A 16,152-nucleotide genomic window follows, 5' to 3' on the forward strand; every position below is an offset into this window, starting at 1 on the left:
CCGGAAGGGGACGGGACGGCGCGCGGGCCGGCGGCGCCCGTCCCGGGGCTGATACCGGCCTTCCGTTCCGGAGCCCACCCCCCCCATACGGCTTATTAGGTTAGGCTTAGCTAACAATCCGGCAGGGGGCGTGCTGCTGCCGGTCCGTCCGGAGGTGGGGGCAGCGATGGGACCGGTCGTCACGGAGCGCGCGGAGACGGATCCGGCCGGCGGGCCACTCGCGCGGCCGGGGCGGCGGCGTGCCGGTACGGTCGTCGTCAAGTTCGGCGGGAACGCCATGGTGGACGCGTCCCTTCTGCGGGCCTTCGCCCGGGACGTCGTGGAGTTGCGGCAGGCCGGCCTGCGCCCGGTCGTCGTGCACGGCGGCGGCCCGCAGATCGACGCGACGCTCGACCGCCTGGGCCTGGAGACGCGGTTCGAGGCGGGCCTGCGGGTCACCACACGGGAGACCATGGACGTCGTGCGCATGGTGCTGACCGGCCGGGTCCAGCGGGAGCTGGTCGGTCACATCAACGCCCACGGTCCGTACGCGGTGGGGATGACGGGTGAGGACGCGCACACGATGACGGCCGTACGGCGGCCGGCCGTGGTGGACGGGCGGCCGGTGGACATCGGGCTCGTCGGCGACGTCGTGGACGTCAACCCGGACACGGTGCGGACGCTCCTCGACCAGGGGCGCATACCCGTGGTCTCCCCCGTGGCCCGCGGCGAGGACGGGCAGGTCTACAACGTCAACGCCGATCTCGCGGCCTCGGCCCTGGCCGTGGCCCTCGACGCCGAGCGTCTGGTGGTGCTCACCGACGTCGAGGGGCTGTACGCGAACTGGCCGCACAGCACCGAGGTCGTCGAGCGCCTCACGGCCGACGCGCTGGACGCCCTGCTGCCGGGGCTCGACGGCGGGATGCTGCCGAAGATGGAGGGCTGCATACGGGCCGTCCGCGGCGGCGTGCGCAGCGCCCGCGTACTCGACGGCCGCAGGCCGCACGCGGTACTGCGAGGCGCCCTCGCCGAGACCGGCTACGGCACCACGGTGGTGGCCGGCACGGCGGCGGACCGCGGGACCGGCCCGGGATGACCGCGGCGGGAGGGCACCCTCCCTGGCGCCGGACGGCCGGCGGCAGCGTCGGGACCGCTGCCCCGGAGCCCGGACGGATGGTCACAGGAGCCTGGCGAGAACCCGGGCGTTGCGCCGCGGGTCCAGTGACTCCGTCCAGGACCGGGGCGCCGGGAGAGCGGCCGAGGGGGTGAAGCCGTAGCGGAGGAACAGGCCGCCCTCGCCCGTCGTCGCGGCGAACAGGGCGACGAGCGACCGGGCGCGCGCGTCGGCCAGGGCCGCGCGCAGCAGTGCCGCTCCCACTCCGCGCCCCTGACTGTGCGCGGCCACGCAGAAGTTGTACAGCACGCCCGCCGGCCCGGAGTGCTCCCCCGGCCCGGACGGGTACGCCCGCACCCCCACGCAGCCGTCGATCCGGCCTCCGGACGTCTGCGCCACGAGGAAGTCGCCGGCCCGGGTGGCGTAGAGGGACACCGGGCGCTCCCGCAGCGCCCCGGAGTGGACGAAGGGCCGGGAGAGGCCGGCGAGGGCGTCGGCGTCCTCCTCGCGGGCGCGCCGCACGCGTGGCGCCGGGAAGAGGGGCGCGGGCGGCAGCGGAGCAGGCGCGGCCGTGGACAAGGAGTGCCTTTCGTCGGTCGGTGGTCGGGGACGGCTCGCCGGGGTGTCCCCCCGGCCCGGGCCACGGGCGGTCCGGGGCGGAAGCGCACCCGGGGCGGCTCAGGCGTCCACGGACTCCGCGAGGGAACGGGGGCGCAGGTCGGTCCAGTGGGCCTCGACGAAGTCCAGGCACGCCTGACGGGTGGTCTCCTCGAGAACGGTCGTCCACCCCCCGGGCACCTCGGCGAAGGACGGCCAGAGGGAGTGCTGGCCCTCGTCGTTCACCAGGACCAGGAAACGGCCGTCGGGGTCGTCGAAAGGGTTGGTGCTCATGGGTCGTCATCTCCGTGTACGTCGCACTCGGCAAGGAACATGGCGGGCACCCGGAAGCACACCCAGCCACAACCTTCTTAGGTTAGGCTCACCTAACAAGCAATGAGCTTAACCTGTCGATTTCCCCCTCACAAGGAGACGTTCATGCGCCAGGTGAACGAACGCGCCCCCCGCACACCCGACATGGCGGTGCCCGCCCGGGCAGGCAGGTGGACCGTGGCCGACGGCCTCGTCAGGGGCCGGCGATGACGGGCCCCGCCTCCGGCCTCCGGGCCGACGGGAAGCACGCTTTCGCCGCGTACGGGCTGCCCGGCGAACCGGGGACCGACGCGTTCTGGGCGTCCGCCCGGTCACCCGCGTCGGTGCCCACCGAGGGCGGCGGCTGGGTCACCCTGTTCCTCCGGCGGGGGTCCGCCGCGAGCATCGCCTTCGAGAGCTGGTCGGAGCCCGTACCCCTGCGGCGGTGGGGCGGTACGGACTGCTGGTACGCCGAGGTCCGCATGCCCGCGCGGCTGCGGGTGACCTACCGGTTCCTGGCGGACGGCCAGGCGTACGCCGACCCGTTGAACCCGGTCGGGGCGGGCGGTGACCGGTCCATCGCCGCGCCCCCGGACGCCCCGGCCCATCCGCACTGGCCGGCCGTCGGCCCCGGCGACGTCCTGCCCGTCCCGCGCATCCGCGTCCGCTGGGCCGGCGGCCGGCTCGGCGGGCGCCGCACCGTGCGCGTCCACCCGGCGGGAGGCGGTGGGCCGGTGGTCCTCCTCCTCGACGGGGACGACTGGCTGTATCTGCACCCGGCCATGACCGCGTTCGACTCGGCCGTCGCCTGCGGCGAGATGCCGCCCGTCACCCTCGTCTTCGTACCGGCCCGGGACAGGGCGGCCGAGTTCGGGTGCGAGCCCGCGCTGTGGGAGGCGATCCGGGACGAACTGCTGCCGCTGGTCGCCGAGTCCGGAGTACCCGCCGGCCGGGACAGGCTCGTGGTCGCCGGGCAGAGCCTCGGCGGGCTGAGCGCGATGTACGCGGCACTGGAGTTCCCGGACCTGGTGTCCCGGGTCGCCTGCCAGTCGCCGTCGTTCTGGTGGACCCCCACGTCCGGGGGAACGGCCGATCCCCTGGCCGGCCCGGTCGGCGGCGCCGTCGCCGCACGCCTGCGGGAGCGTCCCGATCTGTCCGGTCTGCGGGTCGCGTTCGACGTCGGGGAACACGAGACGAGGATGCTGCCCCACTGCGAGCTGGCCGAGGATCTGGCCGGGCGCGCCGGTGCGACCGTACGGGTGTCCCGGTCCCCGTCGGGGCACGACCGGGCGGGCTGGCGGCACGCCCTGCTGAGGGATGTCGCCTGGGCGCTGGCCTGAGGGCGGTTCCGGGCAACCCGGCGGGCGCGCCGACCGGCCGGAGGGGGACGGCCGGGTGGCCCCGAAGGGTTCCTCCCTTCGGGGCCACCGGCCGGGGGCTCGGTGCCCCTCCTGGCCGCCGCCGGACGACGCTTCCAGCCGGGCCGGCCGCCGGGGCTCAGCGGGCCACGGCCAGGCAGTAACCCTCGTCCTTGGCAAGGAGGTTGCGATGGGTGTCCTCCGCGGTGACGGCCCCCTCGTCCAGGACCAGGACACGGTCGGCGGCGTCCAGGAGCGCGGGGCTGCTGGTGATCACCACGGTGGTGCGGCCCCGGCGCAGACCGGCGATGTTGCGCGCGACGATCTGCTCGGTCACGGCGTCGACCGCCGTCGTCGGGTCGTGCAGGACCAGGACGTCGGTGTCGGCGGCGAGGGCACGGGCCAGGGACAGGCGCTGGCGCTGGCCACCGGACAGGTTGGCGCCGCGGTCGCGGACGACGTGGTCGAGCCCGTCGCGGTGGAGGGCGACGACATCGGTGAGCATGGACGCCTCCACGGCCTCGGGAACCGTCCGGCTGGTGCCCGACGGGTCGATGTTCGTACGGAACGTCCCCGCGAAGATCTCACCGTCGTACGGGTTGACGAGCATGTGCGCGCGGACCGCCTCGGCCGACAGGTCCCCGATCTCCCGCCCGCTCACCCGCACCACCCCCTCGTACGCCTCGGGCGGGGTGTTCACGGCCAGAATCGACGCCAGGTCGGCCGCCGCGCGCGGCTGGTAGGCGGTGATCGCCACGAACTCCCCCCCGTGCACCTGGAACTTCAGCCCGCGCAGGGAGCCGTACCGGACGCCGTCGATCTCCAGGTCTCCCCCGGGGGCCGGGTGCTCCCGGCCCGGGGTGGTCACCGGTGGTGCGGCCAGCACGAGGGCCATGCGGTCGGCCGACGCGCGCGCCGTCATCACGTACTTCGGCATCTCCGAGAACAGTCTGAGCGGCTCCATGATGAACTGCGCCAGGCCGACGGCCGTCACGAGCTCTCCGATGGTGATCCGGCCCTCGAACGCCAGCAGGCCCGCGGTCAGGGTCACGGCGGCGGCCAGCACCGCGTTGAGCGCCAGGGCCGTCCCCGCGTACACGCCGTTCACCCGGGCGACGGTGACCGCCTGCTGCTTCGCCTCGGTGCTGAGGGCCCGGTAGGAGCGGAACGCCGCGTGGTTGCCGCCGAAGCCGTGCAGCGGGCGCAGGCCGGTGATCAGGTCGGCGACCTTGGCGCCCGCCCGTGCGACCCGGGCCTGCTGTTCGCGGGTGCCGGAGCCGATCCGCCGTGACATGACGCTCAGGACCGAGAGGATCGCGACGGTCCCCACGATCACCAGCAGGCCGAGCCGGACGTCGGCCAGGCCCAGCGCGACCGCCGCGACCAGCACCGCGACCAGGGAACTGATCAGCAGGGGGACCACCTCGATGATGTCGGCGGTCTGGTCCGCGTCCTCGGTGGCGACGGTCAGCACCTCGCCGGACTTCAGGCCGACGTCCCTGGGCACCGGCTGGAGCCCGCAGGCCGCGACCCGTACCCGCCAGCGGTGTGCCTCGGTCGTGTTGGCCTTCTGCAGGATGCGCATCCCGAACCGCCAGGAGAGCGACACGGTCGTGATGATCACGGCCAGCGCCGCGATCGAGAGACCGAGCGAGCCGGGGTCGCGGTCCTGCATCGTGTGCTCGACGATGAGGCCGAGGGCGATGGGGAAGGCGGTCTCGCCCGCCTGGTACAGGCCCATGAGGGCGGTACCCGACGTCATGGCGCCGAGGTTCCGGCGCAGGGCGGTCCGCAGGATGTCGGAGCCCGTGCGGAGCCCTCGCGGGTCAGTGGTCATCGAGGTGGCGGGCAATCGCTTCCGGGGTCCGCAGGGTGAGCACGTCGCGGATCGTGATCACGGGGCCGAACTCCCGGCGGAGCAGGCCGATCAGCCGCACCGCCGGCATCGAGTGTCCGCCGAGCAGCACGAAGTCGCTCACCGCGCTCACCTCCTCGTCGTCCAGGTCCAGCGCCTCGGCGAAGAACGCGCAGACCGCGCTCTCGGTACCGGTCGCGGGCCCGCGCTCGCCTCCCGTGGTCAGCACGCCCAGCGGTCTGGCCTCCGGCAGGGCCTTGGTGTCGGCCTTGCCGTTCACGGTCAGCGGGATGCCGTCGACCTGGGCGTAGTGCGTCGGGCGCAGGAAGTCCGGGAGCCGGGCGCCCACTTCGGCAGCGACCGCCGCCAGGGGGGCGCCGTCCAGCACGAGGTAGGCGGCCAGCCGGTACGCCCCGTCGACGCGCGGGTCGGGCTGTGCGACGGCGGCGGCGAACCGTACCGCCGGATGCGCCGCGAACGCGGCCTCGACCTCGCCGGGTTCGACCCGGTGACCCCGGATCTTCACCTGCTGATCGGTGCGGCCCAGGTACATCAGGTGTCCGTCGGGGCGCCGGACCATCAGGTCCCCCGTGCGGTACATGCGCTCGCCCGGCCCGCCGAAGGGGCAGGCGACGAACCGCTCGGCGGTCAGGCCGGGCCGACCGAGGTAGCCCCGCGCGATACCGGTCCCCGAGACGTACAGCTCACCGGGGACCCCGTCGGGCAGCGGCCGCAGCCACGGGTCCAGCAGGTAGACGTCGGTGTTGTCGATGGGCACGCCCACCACCGGGTCCGCGCACTCGAAGGTGCCGGCACCGAGGGTGTTGATGGTGTATTCGGTGGGCCCGTAGAGGTTGTAACCGGCCGTCCCCTCCGTCTCGGCGAGTCTCCGCCACAGCGCCGGGGGTACGGCCTCGCCGCCGAGCAGCACCAGCGCGGGCCGGCGCGCGGGGTCGTCGAGCAGCCCCTCGGCCACCAGGTGCTGCGCGTAGGTCGGAGTCACGTTGACGACGTCGATCCCGTGTTCCACGCAGTACTCGACCAGCCGGGGCGCGTCGCGGCGCAGTTCCTCGTCGCAGATGTGCACCTCGTGGCCGTCGGCGAGCCACAGCAGTTCCTCCCACGACATGTCGAACGCGAACGACACGGTGTGGGCGATCCGGAAGACGCGGTCACCGTGCTCGGCCAGCACCGGCCCGAAGATCCGGCGCCGGTGGTTGACCAGCATGTTGGTGAGTCCCGCGTACTCGGTTACCACGCCCTTGGGCTCCCCGGTGGAGCCGGAGGTGTAGATCGTGTACGCCGGGTGCCGCAGGCGGTCCGGGTCGTCCGGCGCGAACGTCACGTACGGCCGGGCCTCGGGCAGCGGGCGGTCGAGCTCGATCAGTTCGCCGGTCAGCCGGGGGGACACGGCGCTGACGGTGAGGATCACGTGCGGCCGTGCGTGGCCGACGACGGCGGCGATCCGCTCGTCCGGGTGGTCCAGCTCCAGCGGCACGTACGCGGCGCCGACGCGCAGCACGGCGAACAGCGCCACGATGGAGTCGAGCGAGCGGGGGATCGCGAGGCCCACCGTCGTCTCCGGCCCGAGACCGCGGCCGGCGAGTACCCCCGCCAGCGCCCGGCTGCGGTCCCGGAGCCCGGCGAACGTCAGCGTCGATCCGTGGGCGACGAGGGCGATCCGGTGCGGGTCGCGGTCCGCGGCCCGGTCGAACCGGTCGACGACCGTGTCCGTGCCGATGCCGGTGCGCCCCGCGGGCCCGGGCTCGGGCCCCAGCCCCTTCAGCGCTCCCACCGGCCCGGTCGAGCGGGCCACGTCGTCGAGGACGCGCAGGTAGTCGTCGAGGAGACGGCGGGCACGGGCGGTGTCGTCGTCGCGGTACTCGAGTGTGACGGTGAGCCGCTCGCCGGGGGTGACGACCCAGGTGAAGGGGTAGTGCGTCGAGTCGTCCGCCGTCACCGAGGTGATGCCGTGACGGGCGTTCATCTCGGCGAAGGCGTCCGGGTTCAGGAAGTTCTGGAGGACGAAGAGGTTGTCGAACAGGCTGTCGTGGCCACCGGCCCGCTGGATCTCCCCGAGTCCCAGGTGCTCGTGCTCCATCGCCTCGACCCGGGCCGCCTGGACGGCGGACAGGTACTCCCCCACCGTGTCGCCCGGCCGCGGCCGGGTCCACAGGGGCACGGTGTTCAGGAGCACACCGACGATGCCGGACAGGCCCTCGCCCTCCCGGCCGGAGACCGTCACACCGAACACGGCGTCGCCGCGGCCGGTGTGCGCGCCGAGCAGCAGCCCGAACGCGCCGGTCAGTACGGTGTTCAGCGTGACGCCGTGCGCCTTGGCCGCGTCCCTCAGGAGCCTCGACCGCCCGGCGGAGAGGGTGTGCACGAGGGCGCGTGGCAGGTCGTCCGTGAGGGCCGGCTCCGGTCCGGCGAGCAGCGTGGGGCCGGTGAGGCCGGCCAGGTGCCCGGCCCAGAAGCGTTCCGCCGCGGCGGCGTCCTTGGAGGCGAGCGCACGGGCGTAGTCCTCGAAGCCCGGGGTGAGCGGGACCGGGACCAGCGGCTCGCCCGCCACGGCTGCCCGGTAGGCGTCGAACAGGTCCCGCAGCACGATCTCGCGGGACCAGCCGTCCCACAGCAGCAGGTGGTAGCTGAGCAGCAGGCCGTCGCGGCCGTCGGGCCGCCGCAGCACGGTCAGCCGGATCAGGGGCGGTGCGCCGAGGTCGAATCCGGTGTCGCGGTCCCGGGCGCGCAGGGCCTCGACGTCCGCCTCCGTCCGTGGGACGGTCGTGCGCACGGGCACCCGCCGGCCGGCTGCGAGGAGCTGCACCGGGTTTCCGTCGTCGTCCGTGGTGAAGCCGGCGCCGACGGCCGGGTGGCGCCCGGTCACGTACGCCATCGCCTCGGCCAGCGCGTCGGTGTCCAGGCGCCGGTCGAAGGTGAAGTAGCTCTGCGCGACGTAGTGTCCGGCCGCCCCCGCGATCTGGGCCTGGAAGTACAGGCCCCGCTGGAGCGGGGTGACCGGGGCGGTGCGTTCGGCGGTCGTGGAGGCGTCCGCGATGCGTTCCAGCGCGTTCCGCCAGTGCGCGGTGATCGCGTCGGGGATGCCGTCCGCGAGGGTGAAGTCGGCGTGCAGGCTTCCGGTGGCGTCGTCGGTCCACGCGTTGACCTCGACGGCGTAGGGGCTGTTCCCGTCCCCGCCGGTCAGGCGTGGTGCCCGGGACTCGCCGCCCCGGCCGAGGTAGTTGAACAGTACCTGCGGACGGGTGCGCAGCAGCGGGGCCGTCTGCGGGTTGAGGTAGCGGAGCTGACCGTAGGCGACGTGCCCGCGTTCGTCCGGCTGGCGTGCGGTGACTTCGCGTGCCGCGGCCACGGGGTCGGTGTGCGCGGTGAGCCGTACCGGGGCGATGGAGGTGAACCAGCCGACCGTGCGGGTGTAGTCGTGGTGTTCCCGTACGGGGACCCGGCCGTGCCGTTCCAGCTCGACCGCGAGGTCGGTGGGTGAGGTCTGGACGTGTGTCAGAGCGGTCCGCAGCGCGCCGCACAGCAGCTCGGTGAGGCCGAGCCCGAGTGCGGCCGGCGCGGTACGCGTCACCTGTGTGCTCACGCCGGGCGGGAGAACGACGGTGGTCGTGCGCAGCGGGCCGGGTTCGTCGCCGGGCAGCAGGGCGGGGGCATCGAGGGTGTCCGTCCAGTGTCCGAGACGGTCGGTCACCAGGACGGACCGGGCGTGCAGGGCCTCGGCGTACTCGGCGTACGGCGTGGTCGGGGGTGCGGGGGCGGTGCCGCGCAGGGCGGCGGCCAGGTCGTCGAGCAGGATCAGCCAGGACACCGCGTCGACCGCGAGGTGGTGCGCGGTGACCACCAGGGTGCGGCTCGCCTCCAGCCAGGAGAAGGCGATGACGTCGCCGGCCTCGGGATCGAGGCGGCCGGCGGCCTCCTCCGCGGCGGCCGTCGGATCGGCCACGTCCGACCGGACCACGGTCGCCACGCGCGCGGGCCCGGTACGCAGGGACCACACGCCGTGCTCGACGTGCAGCCGCAGCCGCAGGACGGGGTGCGTGGCGACGACGGCGTCGGCGGCGCGCCGGGCATCGGCGAAGCCGGTACCCTCCGGCGCCGTCACGGTTCTGGCCTGGGCGAACCGGGCGAGCGAGCCGCCCAGTTCCCGTCGGCGCAGGATGATGGGCGTCGGTGCCAGTGGACCGTCCCCGGCGGGGGCGGCGGCGGGTGCCGGGGCGTGCGGCGCGGTGTGCGCCGCCAGGTGCGCGGCGAGCGCACGCGGCGTCCTGAGGAGGAACACGTCCCGGGGTGCGATCGGCAGTCCGAGCGCCCTGGCCCGGTTGATCACGGTGATGGCGACGATGCTGTCGCCGCCGGCCACGAAGAAGTCGGTGTCGGCGTCGACGGTGACGGAGCCGGGCAGGGTGCCGGCGAAGATGCCGACGAGTGCGGCGAGCGCGGAGCCGGCGGGGGCCGCCGGGGTCCCGTCCTCGGCGGCACGCTCGGTCAGGGCCTTGCGGTCCAGCTTGCCGTTGACCGTCAGCGGCAGGGCGTCGGTGCGCAGCACCCGGCCCGGCACCATGTGCGCGGGCAGGCGCGCGGACAGGAGGCCGGTGAGGCCGTCCGGCAGCTCGCCCACGACGTGCGCGACCAGGTGGTCGCCGTCGGCGGAGACGGTGACCGCGGCGTCGGTCACCCCGTCGACCGCCCTGACGGCGGACTCCACCTCGCCGAGCTCGACGCGGAAACCCTTGAGCTGTACCTGGTCGTCGGCGCGGCCGGCGAACTCCAGCTCGCCGTCGAGCGTACGGCGGGCGAGGTCGCCCGTGTGGTACATGCGGGATCCGTCACCGGCGAAGGGGTCGGCCACGAACCGGGCGGCGGTGAGCCCGTGCCTGCCGAGGTAGCCGAGGGAGAGCTGGTCACCGGCGACGTAGACCGCGCCCACCCGGCCCGGCGGCACCGGCCGGAGCCGGTCGTCGAGCAGACGGGTCGTCAGGCCGGGGATGGGCCCGCCGATCGGGCTGGCGTCGTGGCCCAGGTCCTCCTCGGTGAGGACCCGGTGGGTGACGTGGACGGTGGTCTCGGTGATGCCGTACATGTTGACCAGCTGGGGGGAGGCGGTGCCGTGCCGCTCGGCCCAGGGGCGCAGCCGGCCCGGGTCGAGGGCCTCGCCGCCGAAGATGATCCGGCGCAGGGCGGGGAGCGGCACACCGGCCTGCCGGTCGGCCTCGACGAACTGGTAGAAGGCCGACGGGGTCTGGTTCAGTACGGTCACTCCCCGTTCGCGCACCAGCCGGTGGAAGTCCACCGGGGAGCGGGTCAGTCCGTACTCCGGCACCAGCAGCTCCGCACCGTGCGTCAGTGCTCCCCACAGCTCCCAGACCGCGAAGTCGAAGGAGTACGAGTGGAACTGCACCCACACGTCGTGCGGGCCGAAGTCCATGTCCGGCCGGGTGTGCGCGAGGAGCGACACCACGGCGGAGTGCGGGACGACGACGCCCTTGGGACGGCCGGTCGATCCGGAGGTGTAGATCACGTACGCGGGGTCGTGCGGGGCGGCCTGCGACGAGGGCCGGTCGCCCCGCGGGAGCTCGGCCGCCTGCGGCTGCTCCTCCGCGTGCGGTCGTTCCTCTCCCAGCACGAGCACGCGGGCCGGCGCGCCGTCCAGGCCGCTCAGCAGCCGCGTGAAGCGGTCCCGCTGCTCACGGGCCACGAGGACGACCTGCGGGGCGGCGTCGGCGAGGACGTACGCGAGCCGTTCGTCCGGGTACGCCGGGTCGAGCGGGACGTACGCGGCTCCGGCGGTGACGACGGCGACGAGGGCCACCACCTGTTCCGTCGAGCGGGGGACCGCCACCGCGACCCGTCCGCCCGGTCCGGCACCGGCGGCGCGCAGGACCGAGGCCAGCGCGTTCTTCGACCGGGCGAGTGCGCCGTAGGTCAGCGACCTGGTCCCGCCGTCGAGGCGGCACAGGGTGACGGCGGTGGCGGCCGGGTCCCGGTCGGCCGCGGAGTCGAACAGGCGGTCCAGGGTCGTCGGTGCGACCGGTCCGGGGCGCGGGCTCTCCTCGGGCACCAGGTCGCCGAGCGGGGTGTCGGGCCGGGTGAGCAGACCGGTGAGGGTACGGGTGAACGTGCGCAGGATCGCCCGGGCGCCCGCCTCCCGCAGGATCTCCCCGTCGTGGATCAGGCGGAAGCGCGGGGCCTTGCCGGCTGTGCGCTCGACCACCAGCGTCAGCGGGTAGTGCGGGGCGCCCTCGTTCGCGATGCCGGTCACGACCAGCTCGTCGCCGGTCCCGCGCAGCTCCTCCACATCGGTGGGGATGTCGAACACCACCAGGGTGTCGAAGAGGCCGCCGGCGCCTGCCAGGCGGCCGGTCCGGGCCAGGGAGACGTGCTGGTGCGGCAGCACCGCGCTCTGATGTTCCCGTACCGAGGCCAGCAGGCCGCCCGCCGTGGTGGAGCCGTCCCACCGGGCGCGCACGGGAATCGTGTTGATGAACAGGCCCACCATGTCCTCGATGCCGGGCACCTCGGCGTCGCGCCCGGACACGGTCGAGCCGAACACCACGTCGTGGGTGTGCAGGAGGCCGCCCAGGGTCACCGCCCAGGCGCTGTGCACGGCCACGCTCAGCGGCACGCCGGCCGCGCGGGCGGCCGCGTCGATGTCGTCCGAGGGGTCCACGGCCGTGTCGGCGAACCGCTCGGACGGGGTGTGGCCCTCGGCGACCAGCGACGGGCCGGGAAGCCCGGCGAGCTGGTCCCGCCACACCCGGTCGCTCTCGTCGTGGTCGCGGCCGGCGAGCCGGCGCACGTAGTCGGGGAAGCCGCCGCCGAGCGGGTGCAGGGTTCCCGGTGCGTGGTACTCGGTCAGCAGCGCGCGGAGCATCGGCGGCACCGACCAGCCGTCGGCGACGAGGTGGTGCACGGTCTGCACCAGCACGTCGCGCCCCGGGCCCCCGCGGACGAGCGTGTACCGCATCAGCGGGCCGGTGGCCAGGTCGAACCCGGCGCGGCGGTCCCGCTCGGCGAGTTCGCGGACCTCGGCGTCGGTGATGCCGGGGCGTTCGAGGGTGGTGAAGGGCGCGCGGACGCCGCTCTCCAGCACGGAGACCACACGGCCGTCGGCGAGGACGGCGAAGCGCGCGGCCAGGTTCGGGTACAGCGTGAGGAGCCGGGTGGCCGCCGCCGCGAGGCGGTCGGCGTCCACCTCGCCCTCCAGCGTCATCACCTGCTGCTCGACGTAGCTGCCGGACGCGTCGTCGTCGAAGACGGAGTGGAAGTACAGGCCCTCCTGCAAGGGGGTCAGCGGCAGGATGTCACGCAGTCCGGGGCCGTCCAGGGCGTCGACGTCGGCCTGGGTGAGCCGCACCGGAAGGAAGTCGCCGGGCGAGTGGCCGCCCCGCTCCAGTGCGGCCAGCCCCGCCAGTGCCTCCTGGAAGTACGCGCCGACGGCGGTGATGTCCTCGTCGGTGAACATGCCGTCGGGCCAGGAGATCGCGGTGACGAGCTCGTGGCCGCCGGTGGGTGCGGGTTCGGCGATCGCGTTGAACTCCAGGGCGCGCGGCAGGCGCATCCTCGGGTCGCGCTTCTCCCCCAGCTGTCCCGTGGAACCGGCGAACTGCCAGTCCCCGGAGGTGTACGGGCCGAAACGGCCCAGGTAGTTGAAGAGCACCTGCGGTGCGGGTACGTCGAAGGCGGTGCCGGCCAGGTAGCGCAGTGCGCCGTAGGAGACACCGTTGCCCGGTACCCGCGCGAGGTCGTCCTTGACCGCCTTGAGGGCGGCGGCGAGGTACTCGGGTGCGGTGGGATCGGCCGCCGGGCCGGGGTCCACGGTCACCGGGAAGAGGGTGGTGAACCAGCCCACGGTCCGCGACAGCTCCGGTTCGAAGCCGGCGGTGTCCGCCACGGAACGCCCTTCGCGGCCGTGGCCCTCCAGTTCGACGTGGGCGAAGGTCTGGTCCTGCCCGAGGTGGCGTCGCCATCGCGCGAGAGTGACCGCGAGCGCCGTCAGCAGCACGTCGTTGACGCCCGCGTGGAACTTCGCGGGGATCTCGCCGAGCAGCGCGGCCGTGACCTCGGGGCCGACCGTGACGGTCCTGACCCGTTCCCGGGCGACGGTGTCGGCGGCGGACAGGGCGCGCCTGCCCAGCGGTGCGTCGGGGCCGGGCAGCGGGCGCCGGAAGCAGGCACGGTCGGCGCTGAAGTCCGTGCGCTCCAGCAGCTGCGTCCAGCGCCGGAAAGAGGTGCCCACGGGGGGAAGGCCGATCGGCTCGCCCGCGGCGAACTGACGCCACGCGGTGGCCAGGTCCTCCGCCAGGATCCGCCAGGACACGCCGTCGATCACCACGTGGTGGACGACGACGACCAGCTGCCGTGCTGCGCGCCGCCAGACGGCGTGCAGCATCACGCCGTCGTCCGGGTCGAGCTCGCCGGCGGCGAGCGCGGCACACGCGTCCGGTTCCAGCTCGCTCTCCTGCCACCGCGCGCGGGCGCCGTCGGCCTCGGGGATGTCGAAGCCCCAGCGGTCGCCCCGCACCAGCCTGGCGCGCAGCATGTCGTGCCGGTGGACCACGGCGGTGAGGACCGCGTCCAGAGCGGCGGGAGTCAGCTCCGCCGGGGTGTTCAGCACCACCGACTGCACGAAGCCGTCGATGGTGTCCGTGGTCTCGCCGAGCCACCGCACGACGGGGGATCCGGCGACCGGTCCGGTCGCCGCGTCGCCGTGGTCCGCCGGGGGCGGCTCCTCGCGGCTCGCCACCGCGGCGAGGGCGCCCACGACGCTGTGGGTGAAGATCTGCCGTGCCGTGACGTGGAGGCCCGCGTCGCGCAACGCGCTCAGCAGCGAGATCGCCAGAATGCTGTCTCCACCGAGCCGGAAGAAGTCCTGGTCCGCCCCGACCGCGTCCAGCCGCAGCACCTCGGCCACCGCCGCGCACACGAGGCGCTCGTTCTCGGTGGCGGGCGCGACGAGCGGTCCCGTGCCGGTCCCGGGCTCCGGCAGTGCTGCCCGGTCGAGCTTGCCGTTGGCGGTGAGCGGGAACTCCCGCATGACGACGAGGTGGGTGGGCACCATGTACTCCACCATGTGGGCGACGGCCCATGCCCTGATCTCGTCCGCGCTCAGATGCTCGCTCCCGGCGGCCGGGATGGCGTAGCCCACCAGGTAGGTGCCGCCCGCGGTGTTCTTCTTCGCGACGACGCAGGTGTGGCGCAGCCCCGGGTGCTCCGCGAGTGCGGCCTCGACGTCCTCGATCTCCAGCCGCATGCCGCGGATCTTGACCTGGTTGTCGGCCCGGCCGAGGAAGTCCAGCGTCCCGTCGGGGGCGAAGCGCGCGAGGTCGCCGGTCCGGTACAGCCGGGAGCCGTCCCCGGCGAAGGGGTCGGCCACGAACCGGGACGCCGTCAGACCCGGCGCGTTGACGTACCCGCGTCCGAGGAGGAAGCCTCCGACGTACAGTTCGCCGCCCACCCCGACGGGGACCTGGCGCAGCTCGTCGTCCAGCACGTACAGGCGCGTGTGGGGGTTGGCCCTGCCGATCGAGGTCGACAGGCGTTCGGCCGCGCCCCGGTAGATGACGTGCGAGACCCCGATCGTCGTCTCGGCGGGGCCGTATCCGTGGTACAGGGGGATGTCGAGCCGGGTGCGGAAGCGCTCGTAGAGCTCGGGGGTCAGCACCTCGCCGCCGCACCAGACGTGTCGCAGGCTGTCCAGCTGCCCGGAGTCGCCGGTGATCTCCAGGAGCACGTCCAGCATGGACGGGACGAGGTAGGTGAAGGTGACGCGTTGTGCGGCGATGACGCTCAGCAGGTGGTGCGGGTCGCGTTCGCCGCCGGGCCGCAGGACCACCAGCCGGCCGCCGCGGACCAGGGGGAGGAATATCTCGTTGACGGAGATGTCGAAGGACAGCGGAGCCTTGAAGAGTGACGCGTCGTCGGTTCCGAAGCCGAGGATCTCCCGGGACTGCCAGAGCAGGCGTTCGCTGATCGCCTCGTGCCGGATCATCGCGCCCTTGGGCCGGCCGGTGGAGCCGGAGGTGAAGATGACGTAGGCCAGGGCGGCACCGGGGACGGTGACCTCGGGCCCTTCCACGGGATAGGAGCCGAAGCGCCAGTCGTCGAGGTCGACGGCCACGGCCTCCGGTTCGTCCTGCGCGTGCGCGCCGGAGTCGTTGAGCTGCAGCACGGCGCCGGCGTCCTCGACGACGACGGTCCGTCGCGCGGCGGGCCATTGCGGATCGAGCGGCACGAAGGCGCACCCCGCCCGGAGTACGCCGAGGAGTCCGACCACCATGTCGGCGGAGCGGGCCAGGGAGATGCCGACGACCTGTTCGGGTGTGAGTCCGCGGCGTAGCAGGTGGTGAGCCAGCTGGGCGGAGAGCTCGTCCACCTGACGGTAGGTCAGAATCCGTCGCTCGTCCACGACGGCGACGGCGTCCGGCCTCGCCCGCGCCTGTGCGCGGAACATCTCCATCAGGGTCGGGCGGACCCGCTCGGCGTACGTGTCGTTCCGCTCGGCCGGCAGCCCGGCTCTCGCGGCCGCACCGGCCGGGCCGAGGGTGCCGAGCGGCCGGTCGGGGAAGTCCGCGAGGTCGTCGAGGGCGAGCTGCGCCTCTGCGGGTACGACCCCCGCGGGGACGGTGATGCTCCGCCCGTCCCCGCCGGTCTCCCAGCCTCCGGGCGCGCGGCCGCCGTTGCCGGCCCAGCCGAGGACATCGGCGAACAGGGTGCGGGGGTTCAGGTCCAGTCCGGCGGGGCTCAGACCTGCCGCCCAGTAGGCCAGTCCGATGGCACACGCCTCGGCGATGGTCCTGTCGGAGTAGTCACCGATCCGCCGGCGTACGCCTGCCAGGCCCGCCGGGGAGAGCCGCACCTGACGGGCACTCGGTTCCGTCGTCATCGAAGACCCCTCGCCTTTCCGAAGTGAATGGTTA

Annotated in this window: 6 protein-coding genes; 2 read left to right on the forward strand and 4 right to left on the reverse strand. The window is 74.0% G+C overall.

Annotated features, from left to right (window positions below; all coding sequences use genetic code 11):
- Positions 1–166 precede the first annotated feature (166 nt).
- Complete coding sequence (argB, locus tag BA175_RS25960) at positions 167–1,075, forward strand: acetylglutamate kinase (RefSeq protein WP_079159813.1); 909 nt, start codon at positions 167–169, stop codon at positions 1,073–1,075.
- An 81-nt stretch (positions 1,076–1,156) separates the two neighbouring features.
- Here argB and BA175_RS25965 read toward each other — a convergent pair whose 3' ends face one another.
- Positions 1,157–1,672 carry a GNAT family N-acetyltransferase gene (locus BA175_RS25965; protein ID WP_069173944.1) on the reverse strand — a complete coding sequence of 172 codons (516 nt, stop codon included), beginning with the start codon at positions 1,670–1,672 and terminating at the stop codon, positions 1,157–1,159.
- Positions 1,673–1,771: 99 nt separating this feature from the next.
- Complete coding sequence (locus tag BA175_RS25970) at positions 1,772–1,984, reverse strand: MbtH family protein (RefSeq protein ID WP_069173945.1); 213 nt, start codon at positions 1,982–1,984, stop codon at positions 1,772–1,774.
- Between the two features lie 245 nt (positions 1,985–2,229).
- Here BA175_RS25970 and BA175_RS25975 point away from each other — a divergent pair, with 245 nt between their 5' ends.
- The gene (locus tag BA175_RS25975) at positions 2,230–3,342 is read left to right on the forward strand and encodes an alpha/beta hydrolase-fold protein (protein ID WP_069173946.1); all 1,113 of its coding nucleotides are present in this window, start codon (positions 2,230–2,232) and stop codon (positions 3,340–3,342) included.
- 157 nt (positions 3,343–3,499) lie between these two features.
- Here BA175_RS25975 and BA175_RS25980 read toward each other — a convergent pair whose 3' ends face one another.
- Together BA175_RS25980 and BA175_RS25985 are read right to left on the reverse strand one after the other, a co-directional pair.
- Positions 3,500–5,197, reverse strand: a complete 1,698-nt coding sequence (locus tag BA175_RS25980) for an ABC transporter ATP-binding protein (protein WP_069174273.1) — start codon at positions 5,195–5,197, stop codon at positions 3,500–3,502.
- The gene (locus BA175_RS25985) at positions 5,187–16,118 is read right to left on the reverse strand and encodes a non-ribosomal peptide synthetase (RefSeq protein WP_069173947.1); all 10,932 of its coding nucleotides are present in this window, start codon (positions 16,116–16,118) and stop codon (positions 5,187–5,189) included. Before BA175_RS25985 ends, BA175_RS25980 begins: the two co-directional genes overlap by 11 nt.
- Positions 16,119–16,152 lie beyond the last annotated feature (34 nt).

The organism is Streptomyces griseus (assembly GCF_001715295.1).
GTDB classification, from domain to species: Bacteria; Actinomycetota; Actinomycetes; order Streptomycetales; family Streptomycetaceae; genus Streptomyces; species Streptomyces griseus_G.